General features: G+C 49.2%; 16 protein-coding genes and 1 pseudogene. 11 read left to right on the forward strand and 6 right to left on the reverse strand.

The window, feature by feature from the left end:
- The first annotated feature begins 288 nt into the window (after positions 1-288).
- Entirely contained in the window at positions 289-1,437 is a 1,149-nt protein-coding gene (locus NC796_RS21435; RefSeq protein WP_310687608.1) for an alkene reductase, read from the forward strand.
- Between the two features lie 168 nt (positions 1,438-1,605).
- On the opposite strand, the gene NC796_RS21440 is transcribed toward NC796_RS21435, so the two are convergent.
- Positions 1,606-1,785, reverse strand: coding sequence for a hypothetical protein (locus NC796_RS21440; RefSeq protein ID WP_310687609.1), 180 nt, complete (start codon positions 1,783-1,785; stop codon positions 1,606-1,608).
- A 289-nt stretch (positions 1,786-2,074) separates the two neighbouring features.
- Between NC796_RS21440 and NC796_RS21445 the strand changes: the two genes are divergently transcribed.
- Positions 2,075-5,395 (forward strand): PDZ domain-containing protein, encoded by a 3,321-nt coding sequence (locus NC796_RS21445; RefSeq protein WP_310687610.1) that lies wholly within the window; start codon positions 2,075-2,077, stop codon positions 5,393-5,395.
- Between the two features lie 390 nt (positions 5,396-5,785).
- On the opposite strand, the gene NC796_RS21450 is transcribed toward NC796_RS21445, so the two are convergent.
- The gene (locus NC796_RS21450) at positions 5,786-5,992 is read right to left on the reverse strand and encodes a DUF3185 family protein (protein WP_310687612.1); all 207 of its coding nucleotides are present in this window, start codon (positions 5,990-5,992) and stop codon (positions 5,786-5,788) included.
- Positions 5,993-6,205: 213 nt separating this feature from the next.
- Here NC796_RS21450 and NC796_RS21455 point away from each other — a divergent pair, with 213 nt between their 5' ends.
- The 3 genes from NC796_RS21455 (at position 6,206) to NC796_RS21465 (ending at position 10,988) form a co-directional block, all read left to right on the forward strand.
- A complete protein-coding gene (locus tag NC796_RS21455; protein ID WP_310687613.1) occupies positions 6,206-6,676 on the forward strand; it encodes a DUF1456 family protein in 471 nt (156 codons plus the stop codon).
- Between the two features lie 714 nt (positions 6,677-7,390).
- Positions 7,391-9,061: an energy-dependent translational throttle protein EttA gene (gene ettA, locus NC796_RS21460; RefSeq protein WP_310687615.1), complete on the forward strand. Its 1,671-nt coding sequence runs from the start codon at positions 7,391-7,393 to the stop codon at positions 9,059-9,061.
- A 790-nt stretch (positions 9,062-9,851) separates the two neighbouring features.
- Entirely contained in the window at positions 9,852-10,988 is a 1,137-nt protein-coding gene (locus NC796_RS21465; protein ID WP_310687617.1) for a Fic family protein, read from the forward strand.
- Positions 10,989-11,103: 115 nt separating this feature from the next.
- On the opposite strand, the pseudogene NC796_RS21470 reads toward NC796_RS21465, so the two are convergent.
- A pseudogene (locus NC796_RS21470) lies at positions 11,104-12,258 on the reverse strand (CapA family protein).
- Between the two features lie 479 nt (positions 12,259-12,737).
- Here NC796_RS21470 and fabF point away from each other — a divergent pair.
- Both fabF and NC796_RS21480 read left to right on the forward strand, forming a co-directional pair.
- Positions 12,738-13,988 (forward strand): beta-ketoacyl-ACP synthase II, encoded by a 1,251-nt coding sequence (gene fabF, locus NC796_RS21475; protein WP_310687618.1) that lies wholly within the window; start codon positions 12,738-12,740, stop codon positions 13,986-13,988.
- Positions 13,989-14,225: 237 nt separating this feature from the next.
- The gene (locus NC796_RS21480; RefSeq protein WP_310687619.1) at positions 14,226-15,023 is read left to right on the forward strand and encodes a hypothetical protein; all 798 of its coding nucleotides are present in this window, start codon (positions 14,226-14,228) and stop codon (positions 15,021-15,023) included.
- A 247-nt stretch (positions 15,024-15,270) separates the two neighbouring features.
- Here NC796_RS21480 and NC796_RS21485 read toward each other — a convergent pair whose 3' ends face one another.
- A complete protein-coding gene (locus NC796_RS21485; RefSeq protein WP_310687620.1) occupies positions 15,271-16,293 on the reverse strand; it encodes a metal-dependent hydrolase in 1,023 nt (340 codons plus the stop codon).
- Between the two features lie 210 nt (positions 16,294-16,503).
- Between NC796_RS21485 and NC796_RS21490 the strand changes: the two genes are divergently transcribed.
- The 3 genes from NC796_RS21490 to NC796_RS21500 all read left to right on the forward strand — a co-directional run bounded on the left by NC796_RS21490 (position 16,504) and on the right by NC796_RS21500 (position 22,527).
- Positions 16,504-17,844, forward strand: coding sequence for an efflux RND transporter periplasmic adaptor subunit (locus NC796_RS21490; protein ID WP_310687622.1), 1,341 nt, complete (start codon positions 16,504-16,506; stop codon positions 17,842-17,844).
- A 13-nt stretch (positions 17,845-17,857) separates the two neighbouring features.
- Entirely contained in the window at positions 17,858-20,980 is a 3,123-nt protein-coding gene (locus NC796_RS21495; protein ID WP_310687623.1) for an efflux RND transporter permease subunit, read from the forward strand.
- A gap of 164 nt (positions 20,981-21,144) precedes the next feature.
- A complete protein-coding gene (locus tag NC796_RS21500) occupies positions 21,145-22,527 on the forward strand; it encodes an alkaline phosphatase PhoX (RefSeq protein WP_310687624.1) in 1,383 nt (460 codons plus the stop codon).
- Between the two features lie 72 nt (positions 22,528-22,599).
- Here NC796_RS21500 and NC796_RS21505 read toward each other — a convergent pair whose 3' ends face one another.
- Positions 22,600-23,403, reverse strand: coding sequence for a slipin family protein (locus NC796_RS21505; RefSeq protein WP_310687626.1), 804 nt, complete (start codon positions 23,401-23,403; stop codon positions 22,600-22,602).
- A gap of 143 nt (positions 23,404-23,546) precedes the next feature.
- Positions 23,547-24,866: a nodulation protein NfeD gene (locus NC796_RS21510; protein ID WP_310687628.1), complete on the reverse strand. Its 1,320-nt coding sequence runs from the start codon at positions 24,864-24,866 to the stop codon at positions 23,547-23,549.
- Between the two features lie 254 nt (positions 24,867-25,120).
- On the opposite strand from NC796_RS21510, the gene NC796_RS21515 reads away from it, so the two are divergent.
- Complete coding sequence (locus NC796_RS21515) at positions 25,121-25,741, forward strand: TetR/AcrR family transcriptional regulator (RefSeq protein ID WP_310687629.1); 621 nt, start codon at positions 25,121-25,123, stop codon at positions 25,739-25,741.
- Positions 25,742-25,750 lie beyond the last annotated feature (9 nt).

Raw genomic sequence — 25,750 nt, forward strand, 5'->3', positions numbered from 1 at the left:
CTCCCGGCAGCAGCTGGTCGATCAACTCATGAGCTACATCAAAGACTATAACCAGAAGAACGCAAAACCATTCAACTGGACCTATGGAAAAGAGTACCTCACGAATTAAGTGGTAATGACACTAGGTTATAAATAGGAGTTTTAAACCCCATGGAGATCTTCCTCAAATCTGGGAATGTTGAAAATCTTTTTAATCGCCTTCCCCGTTAAATCAACAAATTGCCAAACCCTATCACCCTCATCAATATTATCGATCAAACCGCAGGAATGCATCGGCAACTCATTTAGTTGTTAGAACATATATTTAATATCAAACTAAATGGATTGCTGATGTCTACCAAGAAATTATTTGAAACTATTGACCTGGAAACCCAAACACTGAGCAACCGGCTGGCGATGGCCCCGATGACTCGAAACCGCGCCCACAACGAGGCCAACGCTCCCACCGAGCTGCACGCCGAATACTACAGCCAGCGGGCGTCGGCGGGACTCATCCTCTCCGAGGGCTCGCAGATATCGCAGCAGGGCATGGGCTATATCGACACCGCCGGCATCCACAACGAGGAGCAGGTCGAGGGCTGGAAGAAGGTGCTGGATGCCGTACACGACAAGGGCGGCGTGATGTACAGCCAGCTCTGGCACGTGGGGCGCGTCTCTCATGCTTGGTTCCACGACGGGGAAGCCCCGGTCTCTTCCACTGCACAGAATGCGGAGAGCCAGGTCTTCACCCCGGAAGGATTCCAGCCAACTTCCACGCCCCGAGCACTTTCTACCGAAGAGGTGGAAGTAGTAGTGCAAGATTTCCGGAAGGCCGCCCGCAACGCCATCGAGGCTGGGTTTGACGGCGTGCAGATCCACGGAGCCAACGGCTACCTGGTGGAGCAGTTTCTCCATGACACCATCAACGATCGTGATGACCGGTATGGCGGTCCCATTGAAAATCGCGCCCGTTTTCTCTTCGAAGTATTGGATGAAGTGATCGACGAAGTGGGTACGGAAAGGAGTTCGTTGCGCCTCTCCCCCAGCAACCTGATGGGCAGCGAGAATGATTCGGAGTCGAAGGCGCTGTATGAGTATGTGATCCGTAAACTCAATGACGAGTATGAGTTGGCATTCCTGGAGCTGGTGGAGCCGCTGGCCGACCTGGGCGAGCATCCCCAACTGGCGGAGAACGTGCTGGATTATTACGGTGAATTCTACGAGGGTGTGCTGATGACCAATGGCAATTACGACCGCGAGCAGGCGATCGAGGTTGTTGAAGAGGGGAAGGCGGATTTAGTTTCCTTTGCCCGACAGTTCCTGGCTAATCCCGACCTTCCGGAGCGCTTTGCACAGGATGCCCCGCTCAACGAACCAGACCGCGACACGTTCTACGGCGGCGATGCGGAGGGGTATACGGATTACCCGTTCCTGGAGGAGGTGGAGGCTGCTAAGTAACATCTTTTTAAATTTACTCTTGTCCTCAAAACTTCAACACGTCAAGTGTTAACCACAAAGATACGCAGAGAAGGCACAGAGGACCGCAAAGTTTTCTTTGTGTAGTTTTGTGGGTTCTCTGATCTACTATACCGGTGCGGTCCACTTCCCAAAGTGGGCTGCACCTTTTTATTGATAGCTGGGAACCCACCCCGCCTCGTTGAGCTCGGTAACCCCTCCCTGGAGGGACTTATATGAGGCTATTTCATAGTAATGAAGTGCTAATTGACGTTTGAAGCCTTCTTTTTCACCCACCATCTGAACCAGGATAGGCAGGATTAAAGGATTTGCCCGATTCTTTTCATGCAAATAATACATCCTGTTCATCAACAAATCCTGCAAATCCTGATTCTAATTTTTACAACTTCTTGAACCAGCAGAGGTTCAACGTCTCAACAACTCAACATTTCAACACCTTCAGACCTTAGACTTTTGACCTTTAAGACCTTCGACCTCAACAGTAATCAATTCTTCCATTTCTTAACCTCATACCGTAACATTAACAGGGTGATTCAGTAAACAACAATTCTGTTTTTAAATAGAGAGAGGCCTTTTTCAAAAAGATTAACCCAGCTAATACTAATACAAAGAGGATGTTATGGTAGAATTCAGAAAGTATGTGTTCGCACTATCCGGTTGCCTGTTGCTACTGGTTGCCAGCCATCAGGCGTTCGGGCAGATCAACGCCAAGCTAATGCGGTATATGGACGTCTCACAAAACCAAATTACGTTTGTCTACGGGGGCGATGTCTGGGTCGTCTCTAAAGAGGGCGGGACCGCACATCAACTGACCACCTCACGCGGGGAAGAGGCGTGGCCAAAGTTCTCTCCGGATGGCTCGCATATTGCCTATTCAGCCAGTTATGACGGCAACGAAGATGTCTATGTCATTCCTGCCGGTGGCGGTGTCCCCACACGTGTTACCTACCAATCGCATGGTGACCGCCTGGTGGACTGGCACCCGGACGGGGAGCACCTGCTGTTTGCCTCCATGCGGAAAAGCGGACGTACCCGGTACAACCAATTTTACAAAGTATCCCGCAACGGAGCTCTGGCCGAGCGCTTGCCGATGCCCCATGCAGAACTGGGGAGCTACTCCCCGGATGGCAACCGGCTGGCGTATGTAGATAAAATAACTGAAAACTACCCATTTAAACGGTACCGCGGGGGATTGGCTTCGGACGTGATCATGTTTGACCTGCGTGATAATACTGCCGAAAAGATCACTGACAGCCCCGCGATTGACGGCAAGCCGGCTTGGGTGGGAGATAATATCTACTACCTCTCCGACCAGGGCGAGGACATGCGGCTGAATATCTGGAAGCATAACATGAGCAATGGCAATAAGACCCGGCTCACTGATTTTGACGATTTTGATATCGCCTATATGTCGGCCGGACCAAACGAGCTGGTGTTTGAAGCGGGCGGAACGCTCTACCTGATGGATCTGCAAACCGAGGAGTACCGGCAGGTGGAGGTGGATGTGATCAGCGACCTTACCAATGAAAGGCCACAAACGGTTGACGTCAGTAATCGGATCAATAAGGTGGTTGCAGCGCCGGGAGGGAAGCGTGTGATATTTGAAGCACGCGGCGAGCTGTTCAATGCCCCGGTCAAGGATGGCTACACGAGCAATATGACGAGGTCTAGTGGTGCCTTTGATCGCAACCCTGCATGGTCACCGGATGGCAAGTATATCGCCTACTGGAGTGACCGTTCCGGTGAGTATGAGATCTGGCTGCACCCTACAAACGGCACCGGGGAACCGCGCCAGCTGACCGAACGAGGCAAAGGATTTGGCTATACGCTCTACTGGTCGCCGGACAGTGAGAAGCTTGCCTTTATTGATGAAACAAATACGATTTATGTTGTGGATGTAGAGTCCGGTGACACAGCGGAAGCGGGCAACACTAATTGGAATGTAGAACATAACGGCCGGTTTGGATATCCCATTGCGTGGTCGCCCGACTCCCGTTGGCTCACTTTTTCCCAGGGCATGGAAAATTCACATTCTGGAATCTTTATCTATGACACCGAAGATGATGAGTTGCGACAGGCTACCAGCGGCTTCTATAATGATGGCGGTGCAGTGTTCGGCGCCGAGGGCAAATACCTGTTTTTCCTGACAAATCGCGAGTTGGACGCCGCCTACTCCAGCCTGGATGACGGCACGTGGATCTATCCCAATGCCACCAAGATAGCGGCCGTCAGCCTAACGGAGGAGACGCCCTGGCTGCTAGAGGCCAAGAATGATGAGGTAGAAATGGCTGATTCTGCGGATGAAGAACAGAAGTCGGAAGAAGAATCTGAAGATGATAATGGTGACGAGCAAGAGCAGGAAGAGGAGATGACCGTGGAGATCGACTTTGATGGTTTTGAATCCCGCCTCGTACTGCTACCCCCGGCAGCGGGCAACCTGGGTGGACTAATGCCGTTTAAGGGAAAGTTGGCATTTCTTCGATATCCCAATACTGGATCCTCAGGTCAGCCTCCCGCCCTGCAGTATTATGACATGGAGGAGCGAAAGGAAGAGACGATCCTTCAGCCTGTGAATGATGCGGAGAAGACACCGGACGGAGAGCAGATCCTTGTGCAAAGTGAGGGGCGGTATGCGATTATCAGTCCGAACCCTGGTCAAAAGATTGAGGAGCCGATCCCTACCGAAGATCTCGAGATGGACTTGGTGCCGAGAGAAGAGTGGCGGCAAATCTTTATGGATACATGGAGACGCCATCGCGACTTTTTCTACGATCCCGACATGCACGGTGTGGACTGGGAGGAACTTCGTGAACGGTACGGCGAGTTGATCAAAGACGCCCGAACACGCTGGGATATCAGCAACCTGCAGTCGAACCTGGCGGCTGAACTGAGTGCCGGGCATACCTACACTTTTGGCGGGGACACTGAAAATGTAGAACAGGTGGAGACCGGTTTCCTGGGTATCAACTGGGAGCTGAATGATGGGAAATACCGTATTAAGGAGATTATCCGCCCGGCATCCTGGGACATGCAGGTACGATCTCCGTTCGATCGTTCGGGTGTGGATGTGCAGGAGGGCGACTATATCCTTTCTGTAAACGGTACGCCACTGGATCCGAATAAAGATCCCTATGCCGAATTTGAGGGGCTGGCCGGTAAAACGGTTTCCCTGCAGGTAAGCCGCTCAGGAGAACGAGGGGATGCTCGCGAAGTAGTGGTAAATACCCTGTCGGAAAATGAGGAGCTTGAGCTTCGGCACCTGGCGTGGGTGGAACGCAACCGCCAGATGGTGGAGGAGCTCTCCAACGGCCGACTTGGGTATGTCTATATGTTGAATACTGCCTCGCAGGGACAACAGGAGCTGGTTCGAATGTTTTACGGCCAGCTGGATAAAGAAGGCTTTGTTATCGATGAGCGCTTCAACGGCGGTGGCCAGCTGGCGGATCGCTTCTTGGAGCTGCTCAAACGACCGGTGGTCTATAACCTGCACTGGCGCCACGGACGTGACCACACCTGGCCGGTAAAAACGAATACCGGTCCCATGGGCATGCTGATTAATGGCTGGGCGGGTTCCGGGGGCGATGCCCTTCCCTGGGCGTTCCAGGAGCTCGAAGCGGGTCCCGTTGTAGGGCAACGCACGCTGGGCATATTGGTGGGACCGGCAACCGGCCACCAATTGATTGACGGCGGTGGAATCACGGTACCCGGTGCACGCCTGTATGATAATGACGGGCACTGGTTCTGGGAAGGGGAAGGAGTGACCCCCGACTTTGAGGTGTGGAATGATCCCGAAGTGATGGTCCAAGGACGTGATCCGCAGATGGAGAAAGTGGTGGAAGAGGTCATGAAGCTGCTTGAAGAGAATCCCGGTCAGCCGGATATGACCCAAGCACCCCCGATTGAGCCACGTACGGCAAAGGAGTTAAATGGTAGTAATTAACTAATCCATATTGTATGAACACTTGATCCCCGGTTCTTGGAATAGTGCCGGGGATTTTTATGAGGCTTTTTTGATTGTAGTTGAATTGTTGAGATGTTTAGACGTTGAATCGTTTATGACGTGAACCTGATGTCATCCTCCAAACATTCACACGTAAACACCTCAATTTCAACACCTTAACTTTAACCGATACGCGAAGAAGGCGCAGAGAGCCGCAAAGGATTTCTCTTTGTGAAACTTTGGGTCTTCTGTGTGTCACTCCGTGTTACAGTTATTCAGAATTCCGAATTCAAAGAACCAACCTTCAACTTTCAACCTTAGACGTTGAACTTTTTGACTTAACCATTAACAATTTAACGCCTCAACATCCCGAAGTTAAAAGCCTTTGAATCACAATACATCTCTTCCACGTAAAAGCCCCAGGAAGCCCCCGATAGTAGCCGCGGCCCCGCCTACCAGCATCCAGATCGCCTTGTCGGACCCGGAGCCTCCAAAGAATTGGTCCACTTCTGACTGCAGGGAGTTGTACTCATCATAGCCGAAGTAGAGCAGAAGCAGTCCCCCGACCAATAGTACAGTTGATATAACCTTTCTCATGACTGTAGGTTTTGTTTCAGTTTCATGATAACTACTAAATTCATGGTTGAACTACAAGTGTCATCTAATTGTACCATGATTAAAAATTGATATTGGCAAACTGTTTTTTGCCCTGCGCATAAATGCCGTACCTTGTCCCAAAATGAACAATCCATTATAAATTAACCTTGAGCTGTTGCGAGCAACGGTTTGAAGGTAACCTGCGATATCTTTATGAGAAATGATGATATAATACAAAGTATCCGTTATATGCTGGATCTTGACGATATTAAGATTGCCCACATCCTGAAGTTGAGGGACTATACCCCTCGGCGCGGAGAGGTTGAGGCTATTTTTGAAAAACCGGACGCCAAAGATGGTAAGGAGAAGACAGACTGCAGTGACGAGCTGATGGCCCATTTCCTGGATGGGTTGATCTACTATCAGCGGGGCAAAAGCAAAGACCACCCGCCCCGTCCCATCAAGACGCCCGTTACCAATAATATGGTGCTGAAGAAGTTGAGGGTGGCTTTTAAACTGCACGAAGAGGATATGCACGATATCCTGGAGTCGGCCGGATTTTCCATGTCCAAGCACGAGTTAAGTGCCCTGTTTCGGAGTAAGGGTCATACGAACTACCGTGAATGCGGGGACCAGGTACTGCGGTATTTTTTGAAGGGGTTGACTATGAGAGTTAGGGACTAAGTATCAGTTGTGTCCGGGAAATTTTTTCATATCGTTTAAAAAATGGCATACAAGTTCCTTGCCTGCAGTTTTTGGAAAGGAATTCAATATATCCCTTTGGATAAACAGGCTTGATGTTACACTATAAAGAACAACTTTGGAGGATACAGACAGCCCTGAAGCGTTAGCCTTTCCGAATACGTTGTTGGTTTTTGAGCCGCCAAAACCGACGAAAAAAGCGACCGCCTGAAATCTGTTTCGCTCAAAGCGGTTCTCCCTGCGCCTAAAAGAAACCAAGATATTTTAAACTCGAGTCACTCAGGAACCCGGAGATTTGGAACTTCCACAAAATCTAAGAACCTATTGACAAGGTTTCTTGCTTAACGGCTCCGGTCCTCCCGCTTACCCATCGATCCACAGATTTGGGGCGGGTTGGGTAAATCTTTGTGCAGGACTAAGGCTCTCACCGGCCTTTGAAATTTTTGTTGAACAAAGTGCTCAGAGTCGTAGCGTTAAGAAACCGTTTTTGGTTATGTCGAAAGTCAGAAGGCTTAAGGCACTGAAGGTGGTATAAAATTTCCAAGTATTTGTTGATTTGTATTGAGTATCGAGAGCTATCAGACGTTACATTTTAAATGAAATGAAGCGTTGCAGTATTTGTTATTAAACATTCTGTTATAAACTCTTACCTTGTCCGCACTGAAAAGACTCTAATCAATTAAATCCACTGTATCCGTGAGTGACCAAAAAGTAATTTTTTCGATGACTGGGCTCAGCAAAGTATACAAGCCCAACAACCAGGTACTAAAAGATATTTATCTCTCCTTTTTCTATGGCGCCAAAATCGGGGTCTTGGGCAATAACGGCTCTGGCAAAAGTACGCTCCTCCGAATAATCGCCGGTGAAGAGGAAGATTATATGGGCGAAATATCCCGTCAAAAGGGAATCACCTTTGGGATGCTGCCGCAGGAACCAACGCTGGATCCCGAGAAGACGGTAAAGGATATTGTGGAAGAGGGTGTTCAGGAGACGATCGACCTGATCAACGAGTATGAGGCTGTCAACGAAGCCTTTGGTGAGCCCGATGCTGACTTCGAGAAGCTGATCGAAAAGCAGGAGAAACTGCAGGAAAAGATTGATCATCTCGGGGCGTGGGACCTAGACAGCAAGCTGGAGCAGGCGATGGATGCCCTTCGTACACCTCCCGGTGATACGCCGGTGGAGGTACTTTCAGGAGGTGAAGCCCGCCGTGTGGCGCTGTGCCGTCTGTTGCTGCAAAAGCCGGATGTGTTGCTGCTCGATGAGCCTACCAACCATCTGGACGCTGAATCGGTGGCTTGGCTGGAACAGCACCTGGCCCAGTATGAGGGCACAGTGATCGCTGTCACGCACGACCGCTACTTCCTTGACAATGTGGCGGGCTGGATCCTGGAGCTGGATCGCGGGGAGGGTATCCCGTTTGAGGGAAATTACAGCTCATGGCTGGAACAGAAGAAAAAGCGACTTGAACAGGAAGAAAAACAGGAATCGAAGCGCCAAAAGACCCTGCAGCATGAGCTGGAGTGGATTCGTCAGAATCCTAAAGGCAAGCGTAGCAAGAGTAAGGCGCGGATCAACAAGTATGAAGAGCTGCTTTCCGAAGAGCGACGCAAAAAGAGGGAGGATATGGAGATCTTTATTCCGGCCGGGCCTCGCCTCGGAGACAAGGTTATTGAAGCTAAAAATGTATCCAAAGGGTATGATGATCGGCTGTTGATAGAGGATATGAATTTTAGTTTGCCGCCGGGTGGCATCATTGGTGTGATTGGTCCCAACGGTGCAGGGAAGTCCACACTCTTTAAAATGATCACGGGTGAAGAGAAGCCCGACAGTGGAGAGATTGCACTTGGCGAGACGGTGCAGCTGGGCTATGTTGATCAGAAGCGGCCGCTGGACCCGGAGAAGTCGATCTGGGAAGAGATCTCGGGCGGAAAGGATACGATAAAACTGGGCAACCGGGAGGTTAACTCGCGGGCCTACACAGCTCGGTTTAATTTTAGTGGCACCGATCAGCAGAAGCGGTGTAAGGAGATTTCTGGCGGAGAGCGCAATCGTGTGCACCTGGCCAAGATGTTAAAGCAGGAAGCGAATGTGTTGCTGTTGGACGAGCCTACCAACGATCTTGACGTCCATACGCTGCGTGCCCTGGAGGAGGCACTACTCGATTTTGCGGGTTGTGCAGTTGTCATTTCCCACGACCGCTGGTTCCTCGATCGTATTGCAACTCATATGCTCGCTTTTGAAGGCAATAGCCAGGTATACTGGTTCCAGGGCAACTACTCGGAGTATGAGGAGAACCGTGAGGAGCGACTTGGCTCCCGGTATCATCCAGAGCGGGTTCAGTACAAGAAGCTGATGCGGGATTAGTAAGTTCGAAATTGGATGAAAATGTGGACTACTCAAATTTAGAGCTGAGCTAAAAGGTGAAGGCTTGTTCAGACCAAAACATGGCGTTTTTGATGTATACTGTTGTATTTACCTAGGACTTAAGGTTAAATCCAGGGGAATACATTAAATATGCTTTTTTTTAATGCATGTGGAGATGCAGATAGAAGCACACGAGGTTTTTACCTTTGTGGATTTTTAACGGTCCCAAACTGGCGCAAGTTTGCAACTTGTGCCCTTAAGGGAATAACCACAGAGGACACGGAGAACACAGAGAACCACGAAGGTACTTTTTTGTGATTTGGTGCGGTCCACTTCCCAAAGTGGGCTGCATCTTTGATAAGTTTATCTTTGACGTTGAAATGTTGAGTTGTTAAATCGTTTAAAACCCGTGAACCTGGTCTTATCCCCCAAACAGTCACCACTTCAACGTGTTAACCGCAAAGATACGCAGAGAAGGCGCAGAGGATCGCAAAGGATTTCTCAGTGTAACTTTGTGAATCCTTCGTACCACTCCGGGTTACAGTTATTCAGAATTCTGAATCCCCAACATTCAACATGTAACCTTTCAACTTTCAACCTTGGACTTTGGACCTTTCCGACTTAAACTTTAAGGATTTAACAATTTAATGTTTGCCTCTCATCCTAAACATAGGTTTAAGGTCGATATCAAGACTATACATTAAAATATTATTTTTTTAATGTATGTTCGGAACAAAACCCGTATGTTGAGGTCGGAATGGGCAGCAAACCTTAAAAAACGAATAAATTAATGCCTCAACAGCCGATATACCGCGTCAATCCCGACCGTAATACTCCTTGGAACGACCTCCCACCCCTGCCGATCCATGAAGAGCTCTACAAAAATGTGGAAGTATACGAGCAGCTCGGTAAAGCAAAGGAAGCACTGGCGCTGCTGGCGGGTCGCAGCGTGGCGATTCCCAACCAGGCGCTGCTGGTCAACAGCATCACCCTGCAGGAGGCGAAGGACTCCAGTGCCATAGAGAATGTCTTTACCACCGATGACGATCTCTACCAGGCGTTCAGTGATAAGAAATTTGACGACGCTGTGTCGGGTTCTACCAAGGAGGTACTCCGCTACAGGGAGGCGATCTGGGAGGGTTGGGAGTATCTGAATGAGCATGGAGAGTTTGATGTCGACTATTTTATCAATCTCTACCAGGAGATCAAGGAGACTGGCGACAGCATCCGTCCCCCGTTTGCGCGCACCTACATCCGGCAGGGCGGCAGCGGTCCCAATGCCGGCAAACGGATCTATACGCCGCCCAAGGGCAAGGGCGTGCTGGAGGAGAAACTGCAGAACCTGGTGGAGTTTCTGAATGATGACGAGATTCCGCCGAAGGAGCCGCTGTTGAAGATGGCAATCGCCCATTTCCAGTTTGAAGCGATCCACCCGTTCCGTGATGGCAATGGCCGGGCGGGCCGGATTCTCAATATCCACTATCTAACCGTCAAGGGCCTGCTGGAGCTGCCGATCCTGTATCTCAGTCGCTATATCATTGAGCACAAGCAGGAGTATTACGACACGCTGGCCGGGGTTTCGCAGCGCGGGGCCTGGGAGGATTGGCTGCTGTACATGCTCCGGGCGGTGGAGTCTACGGCCCGGTTGACCTACAGCAAAGTGAATGATATCCTGGAGGCGAAGGAGGCTGTGCTGGAGGCAATTGTCACAGAAAAGAGCTTCCAGCGGCCGGACCAGCTGGTGGATGCGATCTTCACGCAGCCGTTCACCAAGGTGAGCCACCTGACGGATGCGGGCATCTACGCAGAAAACACGGCGCGCAACTACCTGAATGAACTGGCGGAGATGGGCGTGTTGGAGAAGAAGGTGATCAAGGGACGGCACTATTACCAGAATCGGGAGCTGGAGGGAATACTTTCGTATTAGTAAAAAGTATTAAGTATAAAGTGTTAAGTTGGATTGCATTTCTCTTCTGGCATGCAAGGAAACGCAAAGAGAAAGTCTCCTTTAGGGGATTTAGTCCCGATTTCGTCCATTGGTTTTAAAACACCAGCTCAAGCCGTCCATCCGGAGTTTGCTTTACTGAATTTCCGAACTTTTTACATTGCTGGTTCAGAACATCGTGCAGCCAATTGATATCCTCAGTAGGGGGTTGGCGCAGTTGAAAGCGGTAGAGCTGCATCGGGCTCATTTTCATGGAGATCAGCTCTCCATCGCTGTTCAACGTTGGAAAGTATAGCAGGACCAGATCATCCCGGTATTTCTCATGGCCGCTGATCCCCTCATAGTCGCTGATCAGGTCACCACACCCGTAGAGAATCAACCGCCCCTTATGCACCTCTATTGCTTTCCGGTGATGCGATGAGTGCCCGTGGATGAGGTCCGCGGTACCGCTGTCGATAAGTTTATGGGCAAACGCTTGTTGTCTCTCCGGGACCTCGTAGCCCCAGTTGCTGCCCCAATGCAGGGACACTACCACCTGGTCATTCTCCTGCCGGTACTCCCGGATATCTCCAGCAACTTTCTCTGCACTTTTGGAATCTATATTAGAAAGCAGGTTTATACCTGGGCGGTTGTTTTCGGGCTCCCACTGCATCGGTACGCCGGCCGTGGGAGATCCGTAGGAAAACACCAGCAGCCGACCGGGATCGGTATTCAGTACGGCCGGGGCCGAAGCCGAAACACGATCGTGGCCCGCACCCGCGGTCTTCAGTCCCGCTCCATGGAGCGTGTTTAAAGTCTCTCTGAGCCCAGTTTAGCCCCAGTCCAAAATATGATTGTTACCCAACAAACAGATATCGACATCGGCCGCTGTGAGTAGGGCTGTATTTTCAGGATGCATGCGATAGTGAATGCCCTTCCTCTTCCAGTAGTCGTCACTGGTAGTGACCGACGTTTCCAGGTTGATAATCCGGGCATCGGGATTGTGACTGTCTAGTTTCTCAAGAGCATCTCCCCAAATATATTTATACGAGACTTTTGCTGGAATCGGCCCGTTTTTCTGCTCGGCTAGTTGTACATACCACTTTGCATTTTTGGCATAACGCTCATACAGGCGGGGAGAAACAGAATGGGGCAGTACCTGGTCGATTCCCCGACCGGTCATTACATCACCGGAAAGAAAAAGAGTGAGCAAATCTGATTCAGATTCTTGCATCCCTGTCCCTCCTGCTGGTTCCATACTTTTAGCATCCATTAAATATGGAGCACCAATTAATATGCTGCACTGTTCGAGAAAGCTTTTCCGACCCACCCAATTATATCCTCATCTGTTTTGGTATTTAGCTTTTATGACAACTCTGTAAAATCCTTAATTATTTTAGCGGCTTGTAAAAACCAAATTACAAAAAATAGCTGGTGGACTTACTGTTACACGGAGTGACACAAAGGGGGCACAAAGCTGCACAAAGAGAAACCTTTGTGGCCCTCAGTGACTTCTTCGTGTATCCTCTGTGCTCAGCCTTTCTACATATACTCGATATCCCTATCCTATATTTCCCGGTGTCAGAGCTTCAAGTAGACAATATTCTACCCCAAATTACGCGTTAATACTAGATATCCACTTCACATTTTTAAACAGTTCACTGTTCACTGAAAAAGCCTTATGTTTGAGACCAAGAAAATTTAATCTGAATTGCACATACAGTTTTTATAAATACATAGATACGACACATTATGGCAGACCAACGACGGGTTGTAGTAACCGGCATGGGCGCACTCACACCGCTCGGACACAATGTAAATGACTACTGGAACGCTCTGAAAGAGGGGACTCCCGGAGCCACCAGGATTTCAAAGTTTGATCCATCGCAATTTCGTACGCAGGTGGCATGTGAACTCAAGGATTTTGATGCAGGTGATTACCTGGAACACAACACCATTCGCCGAACAGATCCCTTCACGCAATATGCCTTGATTGCTTCGAATGAGGCAATCGAAGATTCCGGCCTCGAGATGGAGAATATGGATCCATTCGATGTAGGTGTTATTTGGGGAAGCGGCCAGGGCGGCATGGAGGTTTTCGAACAGGAGGTTCGAAACTATGCTGAAAACGACTACAAGCCGCGCTTCAACCCATTTTTTGTTCCCAAGCTGATCGTGAATATGGCATCGGGCATGATATCGATGCAGCACGGCATGATGGGCGTCAACTATACCGCGGTTTCAGCGTGTGCTACTTCCAACACGGCCATTATGGATGCGCTCAATTACATTCGCTGGGGACAGGCAGATGTAATTGTAACCGGTGGTTCTGAGGCGGGTATTACCGAGGCGTGCGTCGGCGGTTTTTCGGCTATGCGGGCGATGTCTACGCATAATGATGATCCTCCCCGGGCCTGCCGACCGTTTGACGTAGATCGCGATGGTTTTGTGATGGGTGAAGGAGCTGCAGCCCTGGTACTTGAGGAGTATGAGCACGCCAAAAAGCGAGGAGCCACAATCTATGCTGAAGTGGCCGGGGCTTCGATGACGGCTGATGCCTACCACATGACCGCCACCCACCCGGAAGGCAAGGGTGCAAAAGAGGCGATGCGCAGATCCCTTGCGGAAGCGGATATCGCCCCGGAAGAAGTGGATTATCTTAATTGCCACGCCACCTCAACACCGGTAGGAGATCTGAGTGAGATTAAGGCAACAACTTCCCTTTTTGGTGAGAATCCGAAAGATCTCTACATCAGTGCCACCAAATCGATGACAGGGCACTTGCTCGGCGCGGCGGGTGCGGCTGAAGCAGTGGCTTCGATTAAGTCGATCAACGAGGGTGTCATTCCGCCGACGATCAATACCGAAGAGATTGATGAGGAGATTCCAAAAACGCTCAACATTGTGTTGAAGGATGCTGTCGAAACCAACGTTGATATCGCAATGAGCAATACGTTCGGATTTGGTGGTCACAACGGAATTGTTGTTTTCCGTAAAGTCTAGGTGATTAAAGCTATTGCCTTTCTAAGGAGTCTGGCTATCTGTCAGACTCCTTTTTTATTGATTCCTACCTGCATGGAAACCTGTTAGCTCAAAAAATCATTGCATGTCATTTAATCCGGAACTAAATTCAAAAACAGTGTTTAAAAGTAAGACACCTAACTCAATAAAAAACAGGGATTAGAAGGGTGTCAGAGAGTTGTCTTATCCTTACTACCACAAAATAATGCGGAGTACATTATGAAAACAGCAAATCTAGCGCTATCGGTTCTCCTATGCCTGTTCACAATTGTGAGTGCCACTGTTCAGGCACAGGAGAAACCGATGGGTCAACTGTATGCAATACACGAGGATGTAGTGTATCCATCCAAGGTTCAGCATTATGAAGAAACGGCCAAAAATTTGGCAAACCTGTTCCGTGAACACCAGATCGGTTCCATGTCATACACTACAGCAAATACCATGGATTTCACCTATATCTACATTACCCCGTTGAAATCACTGGCAGATGTAGAGAAAATGGATATGGCATTTGCTGAACTCCAGGACAAGATAGGGGATGAAGCATTCGAAGAGGCTATGGGTGCTTTTTCCGATTGTTATGACAGTCATCGCAATTACATGGTGCGAATGAGATCGGATCTGTCTTATAAGCCCGAATATGGAAATAATCCCAATGACGGTATGAACTATCGTAGTTGGGAGTTTTACCATGTCTATCCGGGCAAAGAAGCCCAGATGGAAGAGATGGCAATGAAATGGAAAAACCTATACACCAAACACAACATTGCGGAAGGTTACCGTATTTATTTGGGAGACATGGGTACTGAAATGCCGCTGCTCATTGTTGTCCAGTCTGCTAAAAATGCTGTCGACCACGCTACCAAATCTGAAAAGATTATGAAAACACTCGGCGAAGAGGGGGAAAGCCTGTGGTATGAGACGATGGCAATGGTCCGAAAAATCGAGCAAAAAACGGGCATGATTCGCCCGGATCTTTCCTATACGTCTGGTCAGCTAGTAACTGTAGAGGAATAAGCTTTTTTGTCGTTCTTTTGCATCCATCCGGCTGAAGGAACGCTACGCTCTGTGTCTAATCATATAGAATGTTGGACGCAGAGCGTCAATCTGGGTACCGCCGCGAGCGACGGAACCAAGCGATGAATTTAAGGAATTTTCTAGCCTTTGACCTATTGATTAACACTTCAAAGTCTCAACAATTCATCAACAAAAAAGACCTTCAATTTACCATGCGAATGCAACTTGCTGAATGTACCCGAATGAATTACCCGTCCAATATCCTGCTGAAGAGTTTGCCAAACGCATTATTACGCGTACTGAATGATGGCTCGTAATGCTGGAACCCGGTGACTTTGGTGCTGTCTTGGTTAAACTCCAGGCGATAGTTCCAGACAAATGGGGCATCCCCATCAGATAATAAAAGGTCGGACCGCCCGAAGCGGAGGTCACTAAATATGACGGTATCAGACTTTTTCTGCACAGTGTAATACCCATGAGAAAACCAGAGCAATCGCTGCAGCGGCAGGTCCCCGCGGTAGGCAGTGATGAGTTCAGAATTTTTGGGGATTTCAGTGAATTCGATATCACGGTCATTATCAAAGACAGAATAGAGTCCGGCATAAACGTGATCGTCACTCTCTGCGTAGCCGGTCCACAGGAATGCCGTTAGCGGGGCGGGCGTCGTCATATAGCGTTCCACCTGCATGTCCTGTCGCTGGAAATTTCGCTCAAAGACGGAGTTTACATGCCATTTTATGCCAAATCCCAATAGCAGGTAGAATGTGCTGACGCCCAGTCCCAGGAAATTGACCCACCTCCTCTTTTGCGGATTTCTTTTTATGAACAGAGCACCCAGTATTCCCGCCAGCAATGGCAGGGTATAGAACGGATCGATAATAAATATGGAGTTCAAACTGGCGGAATAGTTGCTGAATGGCTGAAAGATCTGGGTCCCGTAACTGGTGCATACATCTATAAATATGTGTGTTGAAATTACCCAGAAGGCCAGCCAGCTCCAGGATCTCCAGTCGACATCCCGGTTCCATTTTAAACGAGAGATGGTCCAGCCGAAAACGGGAGATGCCACAAGGCAAAACAGGATAGAGTGACTAATCCCACGGTGAGCGATAATTTGTTGAACTTCGTTCAGAAAAGGATTAGCCAGGACATCGAGATCGGGGACAATGCCAAGCAAGGCACCCCACATAGGAGCACGATTTCCGGCTTTACGTCCAAGTACGGCCTCTCCGATAGCGGCACCCAGTGTAATTTGTGTAACTGTATCCATTAATTAGTGGTTATTTGTAAAAAGTGATTAAAGAGATCATCGTTTTCTTATCAATGGTTTCATTCTCAGTTTTCCTTCAGAATTATTCCGTTTATTTAAATTGAGTAAAACACGTACAAAGACTTTTACAACTCCTGTTGAACTATTTATCAGACTATTATGATTTAGTGGAATATGGAGCGTAGAGAAAGAATCAATACAACAATAATTTTGAATAAGTTTCCAATGATTTTTGCAGATGGTCATCCCAAAATTAAATTAATTGCCTCTTTTTGTGTTTGCGTTCTGGCCATGGGCTGTACGCAAGACGATGCCCAAAACGGGGAGATGCAGAACACTGCAGTGACTCCAGCGGTAGAGGCGGTTGAAGCTCGCTATGGTTCGCTGCCCCTAAGCGAACGGCTTAGTGGTACGGTAATCGCTGAGAACCAGGTTGAGTTGTATTCTGAGATTAGTGGACGTATAGCCGAGGTACTGGTCAACAACGGGGACGAAGTGCAGAAGGGCGATCCCCTGGTTCGCCTTGTGGACGATCAGTACCGTGAGCAGGTTCAGCAGGCACAGGCTGGCTACCGCATCAGCAACGCGCGGCTTAAGCAGTCAAGAGCTCGATTGAAACAGCTTGAGGCAGAGTACAAGCGCACAAAGACATTGGCTGACCAGGACCTCTCGAGCGACTTGGAAATAGAGACGCTGGAAGCCCAACTCGAGTCTGCCCAAGCGGATGTGGAGTTGGCGGAAGCTGAGCTGGCACAGGCTGAATCGAACCTTGAGGAGCAGCGGGAAGTACTTGCCAAAACGGTTGTCCGGGCTCCTATTAGCGGTTCCGTAGGGCAGCGTAATGCAGAAATGGGAATGCAGGTTAGCTCGAATACACACCTTTTTACTATTGGCAACCTGGGGAACCTGAGAGTAGAAGTTATTTTAACCGAAGATATGTTGAACAGGATAGAGATCGGACAAACGGCTGAAATCCTGGCTCCTGAGAAAGATGGGCAGGCCAGGGTCATCCAGGCCGAGCTCTCACGTATCTCTCCATTTTTGAACCCGGTGGCCCGCAGCACAGAAGCCGAAATTGATGTGAATAATGAGGATGGGATACTGAGGCCGGGCATGTTTGTGCCTGTGGATATTTTGTACGGAGAAAGTCAGCAAGCCACACTTTTGCCAACCAGTGCCTTGTATACCGATCCCACTACTGGTGAAGAGGGCGTGTATGTTGCCACTTCGCTGGGCTCAGAGGTTCAACCCGTGGAGCAAACCTCCGATTCATCCGGTAACCCGCCACCACTCACCGAACCCACTGATGTACAGTTCAGAACCATTGATGTAGTAGCACGGGGACGCATGGAGCTGGGCGTGACCGGCATTAAGTCAGGCGAATGGATTGTCACCGTAGGGCAGCATCTGCTTTCCAGCGGACGTCAGCAGGCGCGCGTCAGAACCAGCTCTTGGGAGCGCATCCTGACGTTACAGGGCTACCAGCGACAGGATCTGCTGCAAAATGTGCTTGACGCACAACAACAGAATTCACAACAACCAACTATGTAAACAGGGTATCACTATGCCGCTTACTAAAACAGCCGTCGATCGACCTATCGCCACTACGATGGTGTTCTTGATTGTCATCGTATTGGGCGTTATTTCCTTCCGGTACCTGCCGGTAGACCTGTTACCTCCTATCGAGTACCCGCAGCTGTCTGTCGGGACCGACTATCCCAATGTGGGACCTGAGGAGATGGAAAAAATTATTACGAAACCTATTGAAAACGCTATCGCCGGTATCCCGGGCGTAGAGCGGGTGCGGTCGAGCTCCGAAGAGGGGCAAAGCCGGGTGACGCTGGAATTTGCCCAGGGGGTCGATATTGATGTGGCTGCCAATGATGTGCGGGCCGCATTAGATCGTATCCGGGATGATCTTCCACCGGAAGTTGAATCACCCCAGATCTGGAAGTTTGATCCCAACAACTTCCCGATTGTCATTGTGGGGGCTAACTCCAAGATGCCGCTACCCGACCTCACACAGGTGCTGGAGCGGGAGATTACCCAGCGATTTGAGCAGATCAACGGGGTCGGCTCAATCGACATTTGGGGTGGCGTGTATCGAGAAATTCACGTGGATCTGAAGCGTGATCGGCTCATTGCCAGTGGTCTTTCCTCCGCACAAGTGCAGCAGGCTATCTCAAGTGAAAATGTGAACCTGCCGGGCGGTAATGTGAATTCCGGGATACAACAGCTGTATGTGCGAACGCTGGGTGAATATAAAAATATCGATCAGATTGCCAACACCATCATCACGGTGATTGACGGCAAGCCGATACGCGTGAAAGATGTGGCTGAAGTGAAATGGGGTTATGAAGACCTGACCCGGCTGGTTACCATCGATGAAAAACCGATGGTCCGGTTTGGAATCCGTAAACAGACCGGTGCAAATACGGTGGCCGTGGCCGAGGAGATCCGGGAAGAGGTCGACCGCATCAATAATGAACGAAGTGACCTGAACCTGTTTGTAACCATCGACCAAAGTGAGTTTATCCAAAACTCTATTAACAACGTGCAGTCATCAGCTATGTGGGGTGGTTTGCTGGCGGTCTTTATCTTGTACCTGTTCTTACGCAACGGGTCCTCGACCTTCATTATCGCACTCTCTATTCCGATTTCTATCATCGCTACCTTTGCGCTGCTCTATTTTAATGGACTGACGCTGAACCAAATGAGTTTTGGAGGGCTCGCTCTGGGGGTCGGCCTCATTGTGGACAACGCCATTGTGGTGCTGGAGAATATCATCCGCCTCAGGGAGGAAGAGGGCAAAGACCTGGAAACCAGTTCTCTTGTTGGGACCAAAGAGGTGGGCGGGGCTATCATCGCTTCCACACTGACTACTTCTGTTATCTTTTTGCCGGTTGTATTTATGGAGACCATCACCGGTATCATCTTCCAGGAGTTGGCGCTGGTTGTCGTGTTTGCGCTCGTCTGTTCCCTGTTCGTAGCATTGACGCTGGTCCCCATGCTGTGTAGTAAATTCCTCACGATCAAACCTTCCAGTACAGAAGAGATCAAAAAGAAAGGTCGTTTCCGCCGCTTCTTTGTGATGTTAGAGGAGAAATATTCGGAGTCAATTGATAAAATTTTAAAACATAAATCGATGGTCTTTGGCGTGACGACAGTCGTAGTAGTCGCCTGCTTCCTGGTGGTTCCGATGATACCAATGGAACTTGCTCCCCAGACCGATGCCGATGAGATCGATGTTGATTTTGAGATGGAGCAGGGTACCAACATTGCAGTACAAAATGAGTTCCTGAAAGAGCTCGAGAAAGTAGTCCGGGCCTCACTGCCGATGGAAGACGTTGAGCACATGACCACGGAAGTCCGGGATGGCCGTGCGGAAGTGGAAATTGCGATGGTTCCGGCCAACGAGCGCTCTATGAGCACATCTAAAATTGCGGATCAAATTCGCGAGAACGTCCAGGGGCTCGTCCCCGGTGGTGACATTCGGGTAAGTGCACAGTCCGGTCTATGGATGCTCCGTCGACTGTTCGGTTCCGGTGGAGGCACCGAGGTGGAAGTCCAACTGATGGGCTATAACCTGGAACAGGCCAAACAGGTTTCCAACCAGATTAAGTTGCTGATGGAAGAGATTCCCGAAGTCCGGGGTGTGCGTACAGATCGCCGGGAAGGCCGTCCGGAACAGCGTGTCATTTTTAACCGTGAGAAGATAGCCGATCTTGGCTTGACAATAAATGATGTCGCCCGTGTCATCCAGACCAATATCGGGGGTAGCCGGGCGGGAGTTTTCCGGGATAGCGGTGACGAGTACCCGATTATCGTCCGCCTGCAGGCAAAAGATCGCCTGAGTACCACGGATCTCGAAAATATTTCGATAAGCACACCGGATGGGCAGGTAATCCCGGTTTCTTCGCTGGTGAGCAAAGAGATGGGACGAGGCCCGACCGATATCAACCGTGTGAACAGTCAGCGCGTATCCTATATTTCTGCGAACCTGGAAAGCGGTGTTCCCCTGGGAGAAGCGGTCGAAAAAATACGAACCAAGCTTTCAACCCTGGAACTGCCCGAAGGGTTCTCCATTGTCTACAGTGGGGAGTATGAAGAGCAACAGGAAGCCGCTGCTGATTTCCAGCTTTCCATCATCATGGCCCTGATCCTCATTTATATGGTAATGGCCGCCCAGTTCGAGCGTTTCCTTGACCCGGTTATCGTGATGTTTTCGGTGCCGCTGGCTGTGATTGGTGTTGTGCCAACGCTGTTACTCACAGGCACAACATTGAATATGCAGAGTTTAATGGGTGTGGTTATGTTAATCGGTATTGTGGTTAACAACGCAATCGTGTTGGTCGACTATATCAACCTGATGCGTCGCGAACGAGGCATGAGCGTACGGGAGGCTGTTATTGTATCCGGCAGGTTGCGTCTGCGCCCCATCCTGATGACAACACTCACCACCATCCTGGGATTGTTGCCCCTTTCCTTTGGACTGGGAGCAGGAGCTGAGATCCAGGCTTCGCTGGCACGTGTTGTAATTGGTGGTCTGACGGCATCTACCTTGGTGACACTGATCTTCATCCCGGTAGTGTATGTAACGGCCGATAATGTGTTGCAAAGAGTGAAGGCTTCAAAGTGGTATCTGTTTGGCAAAACGGATCAAAATGTACAAACGGCGAAAGCGTAACCGTCGGCATTTGTCGTTTTTAAAGCCTGGTGCTATTATTTAGTGCCGGGCTTTTTTATTTGTTCAGAAAAGTTTAAGATTTAACAATCCTTCGGTAATGAAAGTCTCATATTTAATTTGTATATCTGGTTTGAAAAGTATTTTTAGTTAAATCTTTTGTTCGTATGTCTATCAACCGCAAACAGTTCATTCACCGTGCCAGTGCCTTTGCACTCGGGTTTTCAGGACTCCATATTTTTTCTTCCTGTTCTAGTAGGAAAGAAGGGAGCCCGGGTCTTATAACTGAACCCTTTGGCCCTTTAGTACCGGATCCTGATAGTATTTTTGACCTGCCGGAGGAGTTTTCTTATAAGATTATTTCCCGATTCCACGATAAAATGGACGACGGGTTTTATGTACCGCACCGCCCGGATGGCATGGCTACGTTTGAAGGGCCTGACGGAACTACAATTCTCATTCGAAACCACGAGGTTAATGCAGCCAGTGGTGGAGCTGAGAGTGCATTCGGTTCTGATTTTGAACTGCTTGACAAGTTAAACGAGGATGACTTCTACGATTACGGTGTCAACAGGAATCCCGGCCAGGGTGGCACAACAACTGTGATATATGACACCGAGAATCAACAGGTAGTGCGCCAATACCTCAGTCTGGCGGGGACCATCCGCAACTGTGCCGGTGGGCCTACCCCGTGGAATAGCTGGCTAACTTGTGAGGAATTTGTAAGCGAGCCCAACGATACGTTTGCAAAGTATCACGGCTATGTTTTTGAAGTTCCGGCCCGTACTGAGCCCGGACTGGCGCGCCCGGTCCCGATCAGGGAGATGGGGCGCTTTAACCATGAAGCCGTGGCCGTAGACCCGGAGACAGGTATCGTTTATTTGACCGAGGACGATAGCGAGGGCCTCCTGTACCGCTTTATCCCCAACACGCCGGGTAAGCTACTCGAAGGGGGCAGGCTCCAGGCGTTGATGGTGACGAATGAACCCCAAAAAGATACGCGAAACTGGGATGAGCAGACCGTAGCCGTTAGCCAGTCCATGAACGCAGAGTGGATTGACCTGGAAAATGTGGATTCTCCAGAAGCAGATTTGCGTTATCGCGGTTTTGAAAAAGGAGCAGCCCGTTTTGCACGGGGCGAAGGCATGTGGTATGGAAATGGAGCTGTCTATTTTGCATGCACCAACGGTGGGCGGAAAGAGCTCGGTCAAATTTGGAAATTGACACCGGGGAGCGGGCAAAACCAAGCCGACAAGCTTGAGCTTTTTGTTGAACCCAATAATGGATCTATGATCGAGAATGCCGACAACTTGACAGTGGCACCCTGGGGAGATCTTTTTGTTTGTGAGGACGGCGACAATGCCCAATACCTTTTGGGCATCACTCCTGATGGGGAAATCTACAAATTTGGGAAGAATGCCATCAGCACCTCTGAACTGGCGGGGGCAACGTTCTCACCGGACGGTTCCACACTGTTTATGAATATTCAGCACGAAGGGCTTACGCTTGCGATTACTGGACCGTGGCAAGATGCGAGGGAACAAGCTTGAATAATTTCTTGAATGACAAAGATGGGACTGAGGAGTTATCCCCAATCCCATCGAAATTATCGAAATATACTACTACTCGTTTTCGTCTCCCCCATTGATCTCATCGGTATTTATGCCCATCGCTTTGAACGCTTCCAGGAAATCCATCGGTAGTGGGAAGAAGGCGTAACTGGTGTTTTCTTCAGCCACTTCACTCATGGTTTGCAGGTATCGCAGTTGCAGGGCTATGGGAGCTGTTTGCATCATTTCGGCAGCTTCAACCAAACGGGTTGCAGCCTGGAATTCACCCTCAGCATTAATAACTTTAGCGCGGCGGTCCCGTTCGGTCTCTGCTTGTCGGGCCATGGCGCGCTTCATGTTTTCAGGCAGTACTACGTCTCTCACTTCCACAGAAACAACCTTGATACCCCAGGGATCGGTCTGCCGGTCGATGATTTCCTGTATTTTCTTGTTAATTTTTTCGCGGTTAGCAAGCAACTCGTCAAGTTCCACCTGGCCCACAATGCTCCGCAGTGTCGTTTGTGCCAGCCAGGTCGTTGCCTCGATATAGCGTTCTACCTGGATAATCGCCTGTTCTGCATCAATAACCCGGAAAAACGTAATAGCGTCTACATTGACCGTGACGTTATCTTTGGTGATCACTTCCTGTCGCTCTACATTGATGGTGAGCACCCGCATATCCACGCGCTCAATTTTATCGATGAACGGGATCAGGAAGATAAGGCCCGGACCCTTGACATGTTGAAATTTACCAAGCCGAAACACGACTGCCCGCTCGTATTCCCGCAGAATTTTGAACATTTGCGGTAGCAGGATAGCTGCCAGCACGGCAATGGTAATGACCCAGGATAGTGTGTCAATAATTCCAGTATCCATAATCTGCTCCTCTGTTATAAGATTGAATTGTTATTGGTAAAAGTGTTTGATTCCCCAAAAGTGTTTCTTGCCATGTTGCAGCATGTTCAGAGAGAAAGCTGAACAATAACCCTCGCTAAACCAACTTTGCTCATAATAATAAGTTATGTAGGATGCGAAGTGGTGATCTCGGAAACCGGTTTCACTTTCATCTTGAGTCCCTTGATTTCTTGAACCTCGCAAAGTTTTCCTTCCTCAATCTCCTCATCGCTGTATGCATTCCAGTATTCACCACTTATAAAGACACGTCCACCGCCGCTGTTCACTGTGTCAACTACTTCTGCCCGTTTCCCGATCATGGTCTCCAATCCCGTACGACTTGCTTCAAATTGAATTTTTAGACCGGCTGTCACAATCCAGATAAAGAAGAGGGTGGTAAGCACCGTGGCGGGAATCAACCATGCCCAAGAGAGTTCCATTGATTCGGGAAGGTCCTGGAATAGCATCAGGGCACCCAGGAAAAATGAGACCGCCCCCCCGGCGATAAATAAGCCGAAAGTGGGGGTGAACGCCTCAGCTATAAACAGGACGATAGCTACCCCTATCAGGGCAAAGCCTGCAATATTGATCGGCATGGCCGCAGAGGCATAGAGTAGCAGTATGAGGGCGATGACACCAGCCGTCCCAGGCACAATGGCACCGGGATTGGTTACTTCCCCGATTATGCCATAGATTGCGATCATCGTCAGGATAAGCATAACCTCCGGCCGCATTATAAAGCCAAGAAAGTTTTCCGCAAGGTTAGTGGGGATTTCAGTTATCGTGGCGTTGGCAGTTCGCAGGGTGTCGCCTTCCACGGCCCGGCCGTCAATTTTTTGCAGCAGGTCGGCGCGGTCCTCTGCCACCAGGTCAATGACGTTCAGTTCCAGTGCCTCCGATTCCGTAACGGCCTCTCCATCCCGTACGGCGGATATTGCCCACTCTTTATTTCGGTTTCTGCGCTCAGCTATACTTTCGATAAAGCTTTCGGAATAGTTAAACACTTTTTTCTGCATAACAGTGTCCATTTGAGCACCGCCCCCTGGAGAAATGGAGACAGGTGATGCCGCCCCGATTGTGGTGGAGGGAGCCATCGCTGCAATATGGGCGGCCATGGTGATAAAAGTACCGGCGCTGGCAGCCCGGGCCCCGTCGGGGGAGACATATACAACAAGCGGGAGGTCAGAATCGAAAAAGATCTGCACTATGTTTTTAGTAGACTCAAGCAGTCCACCGGGGGTATCCATTTCAATGACTAGACAAACAGAGCCGTTTTCCCTGGCTTTGGAAATTCCCCTGCGGATGTAGTTGGTAGTCGTGGGACTGATGGCCCCCTCTACTCGGATTACACTCACACGGGGTTGTTCATCAACGCTTGATGTATCTGAAGCCATTTCATCCTGGCTAAGCAAAAAAGCGGAAAGTAAAAGGAGTAGTTTAATCATAAGCAACATCAGTCTTAATGCGTGACAAACAAATGATACCCTCTATTCATTATAAAGAACTTTAATCAACAAAACAGTTCCATCGCAGTAATCAATTTTAAAGAAGTTGGAACCGACTTATCCCAAACTGATTGGGAAAGAATCCCCAATGAATGGCAGGAAGTTTAATTCTGACCAAAATAACTAGTTGGTTAGTTCTTTATTTACCAATATATTTATCTTGAGAATATTAACCAACCAGTTAATAAATTATTATGAAAGAGCAGGAAAGCACGATCGATACAAAAGATAAGATCCTTGAATCAGCATATAACATCTTTGTGGAGAAAGGAGGGAATGGCTCCGGTATAAAAGAGATTGCCGAAAAGGCGGATGTCAACAAGGCGATGCTCTATTACTATTTCGATTCCAAGGAGCATCTTTTTAAAGAGGTCTTCCGGAAAGCCATCGAAGAAAGCGGGCTGAAAGTGCTGGAGACTATGGAGGATTCCTCAACCCCTCTCTTTGATAAGATCAAACGGTATATTGATGCTCTTACCGATCATTTGCTGGAAGAGCCGATTATATTTTCTTTTGTAATGAATGAACTCAACCGGCACCCGGAGGTATTGACTGAAATCCTGGTGGATACAATCGATTTTGACCGCTCGGTACTGGACCGGCAGATCAATGAGGCTGCCGACCGCTATGAAATAGCCCGTATCAATCCCAGGCAGCTGCTGGCAAATATTACCTCGTTGTGCCTCGGTCCAATTATTAACAGGAGTTACTATTCGGTGGTGCTGGATATATCCTCCGAAAGCGAATACAGGCAGTTTTTGGAAGAACGAAAAGGCATTATTTACGATATGACGATAAGCTGGCTTACCACCTGACAGTAATAG

Origin of the sequence: Aliifodinibius sp. S!AR15-10 (genome assembly GCF_031569985.1) — a bacterium.
In the GTDB taxonomy this organism is placed as follows: Bacteria; Bacteroidota; Rhodothermia; order Balneolales; family Balneolaceae; genus JAMQKA01.

What these genes read in the sequence shown, in the direction of transcription:
- NC796_RS21445 (WP_310687610.1), top strand. Translation starts at nt 2,075, where the DNA reads ATGGTAGAATTCAGAAAGTATGTGTTCGCACTATCCGGTTGCCTGTTG.
- NC796_RS21450 (WP_310687612.1), bottom strand. Translation starts at nt 5,992, where the DNA reads ATGAGAAAGGTTATATCAACTGTACTATTGGTCGGGGGACTGCTTCTG.
- NC796_RS21455 (WP_310687613.1), top strand. Translation starts at nt 6,206, where the DNA reads ATGAGAAATGATGATATAATACAAAGTATCCGTTATATGCTGGATCTT.
- NC796_RS21465 (WP_310687617.1), top strand. Translation starts at nt 9,852, where the DNA reads ATGCCTCAACAGCCGATATACCGCGTCAATCCCGACCGTAATACTCCT.
- fabF (WP_310687618.1), top strand. Translation starts at nt 12,738, where the DNA reads ATGGCAGACCAACGACGGGTTGTAGTAACCGGCATGGGCGCACTCACA.
- NC796_RS21480 (WP_310687619.1), top strand. Translation starts at nt 14,226, where the DNA reads ATGAAAACAGCAAATCTAGCGCTATCGGTTCTCCTATGCCTGTTCACA.
- NC796_RS21485 (WP_310687620.1), bottom strand. Translation starts at nt 16,293, where the DNA reads ATGGATACAGTTACACAAATTACACTGGGTGCCGCTATCGGAGAGGCC.
- NC796_RS21495 (WP_310687623.1), top strand. Translation starts at nt 17,858, where the DNA reads ATGCCGCTTACTAAAACAGCCGTCGATCGACCTATCGCCACTACGATG.
- NC796_RS21500 (WP_310687624.1), top strand. Translation starts at nt 21,145, where the DNA reads ATGTCTATCAACCGCAAACAGTTCATTCACCGTGCCAGTGCCTTTGCA.
- NC796_RS21505 (WP_310687626.1), bottom strand. Translation starts at nt 23,403, where the DNA reads ATGGATACTGGAATTATTGACACACTATCCTGGGTCATTACCATTGCC.
- NC796_RS21510 (WP_310687628.1), bottom strand. Translation starts at nt 24,866, where the DNA reads ATGATTAAACTACTCCTTTTACTTTCCGCTTTTTTGCTTAGCCAGGAT.
- NC796_RS21515 (WP_310687629.1), top strand. Translation starts at nt 25,121, where the DNA reads ATGAAAGAGCAGGAAAGCACGATCGATACAAAAGATAAGATCCTTGAA.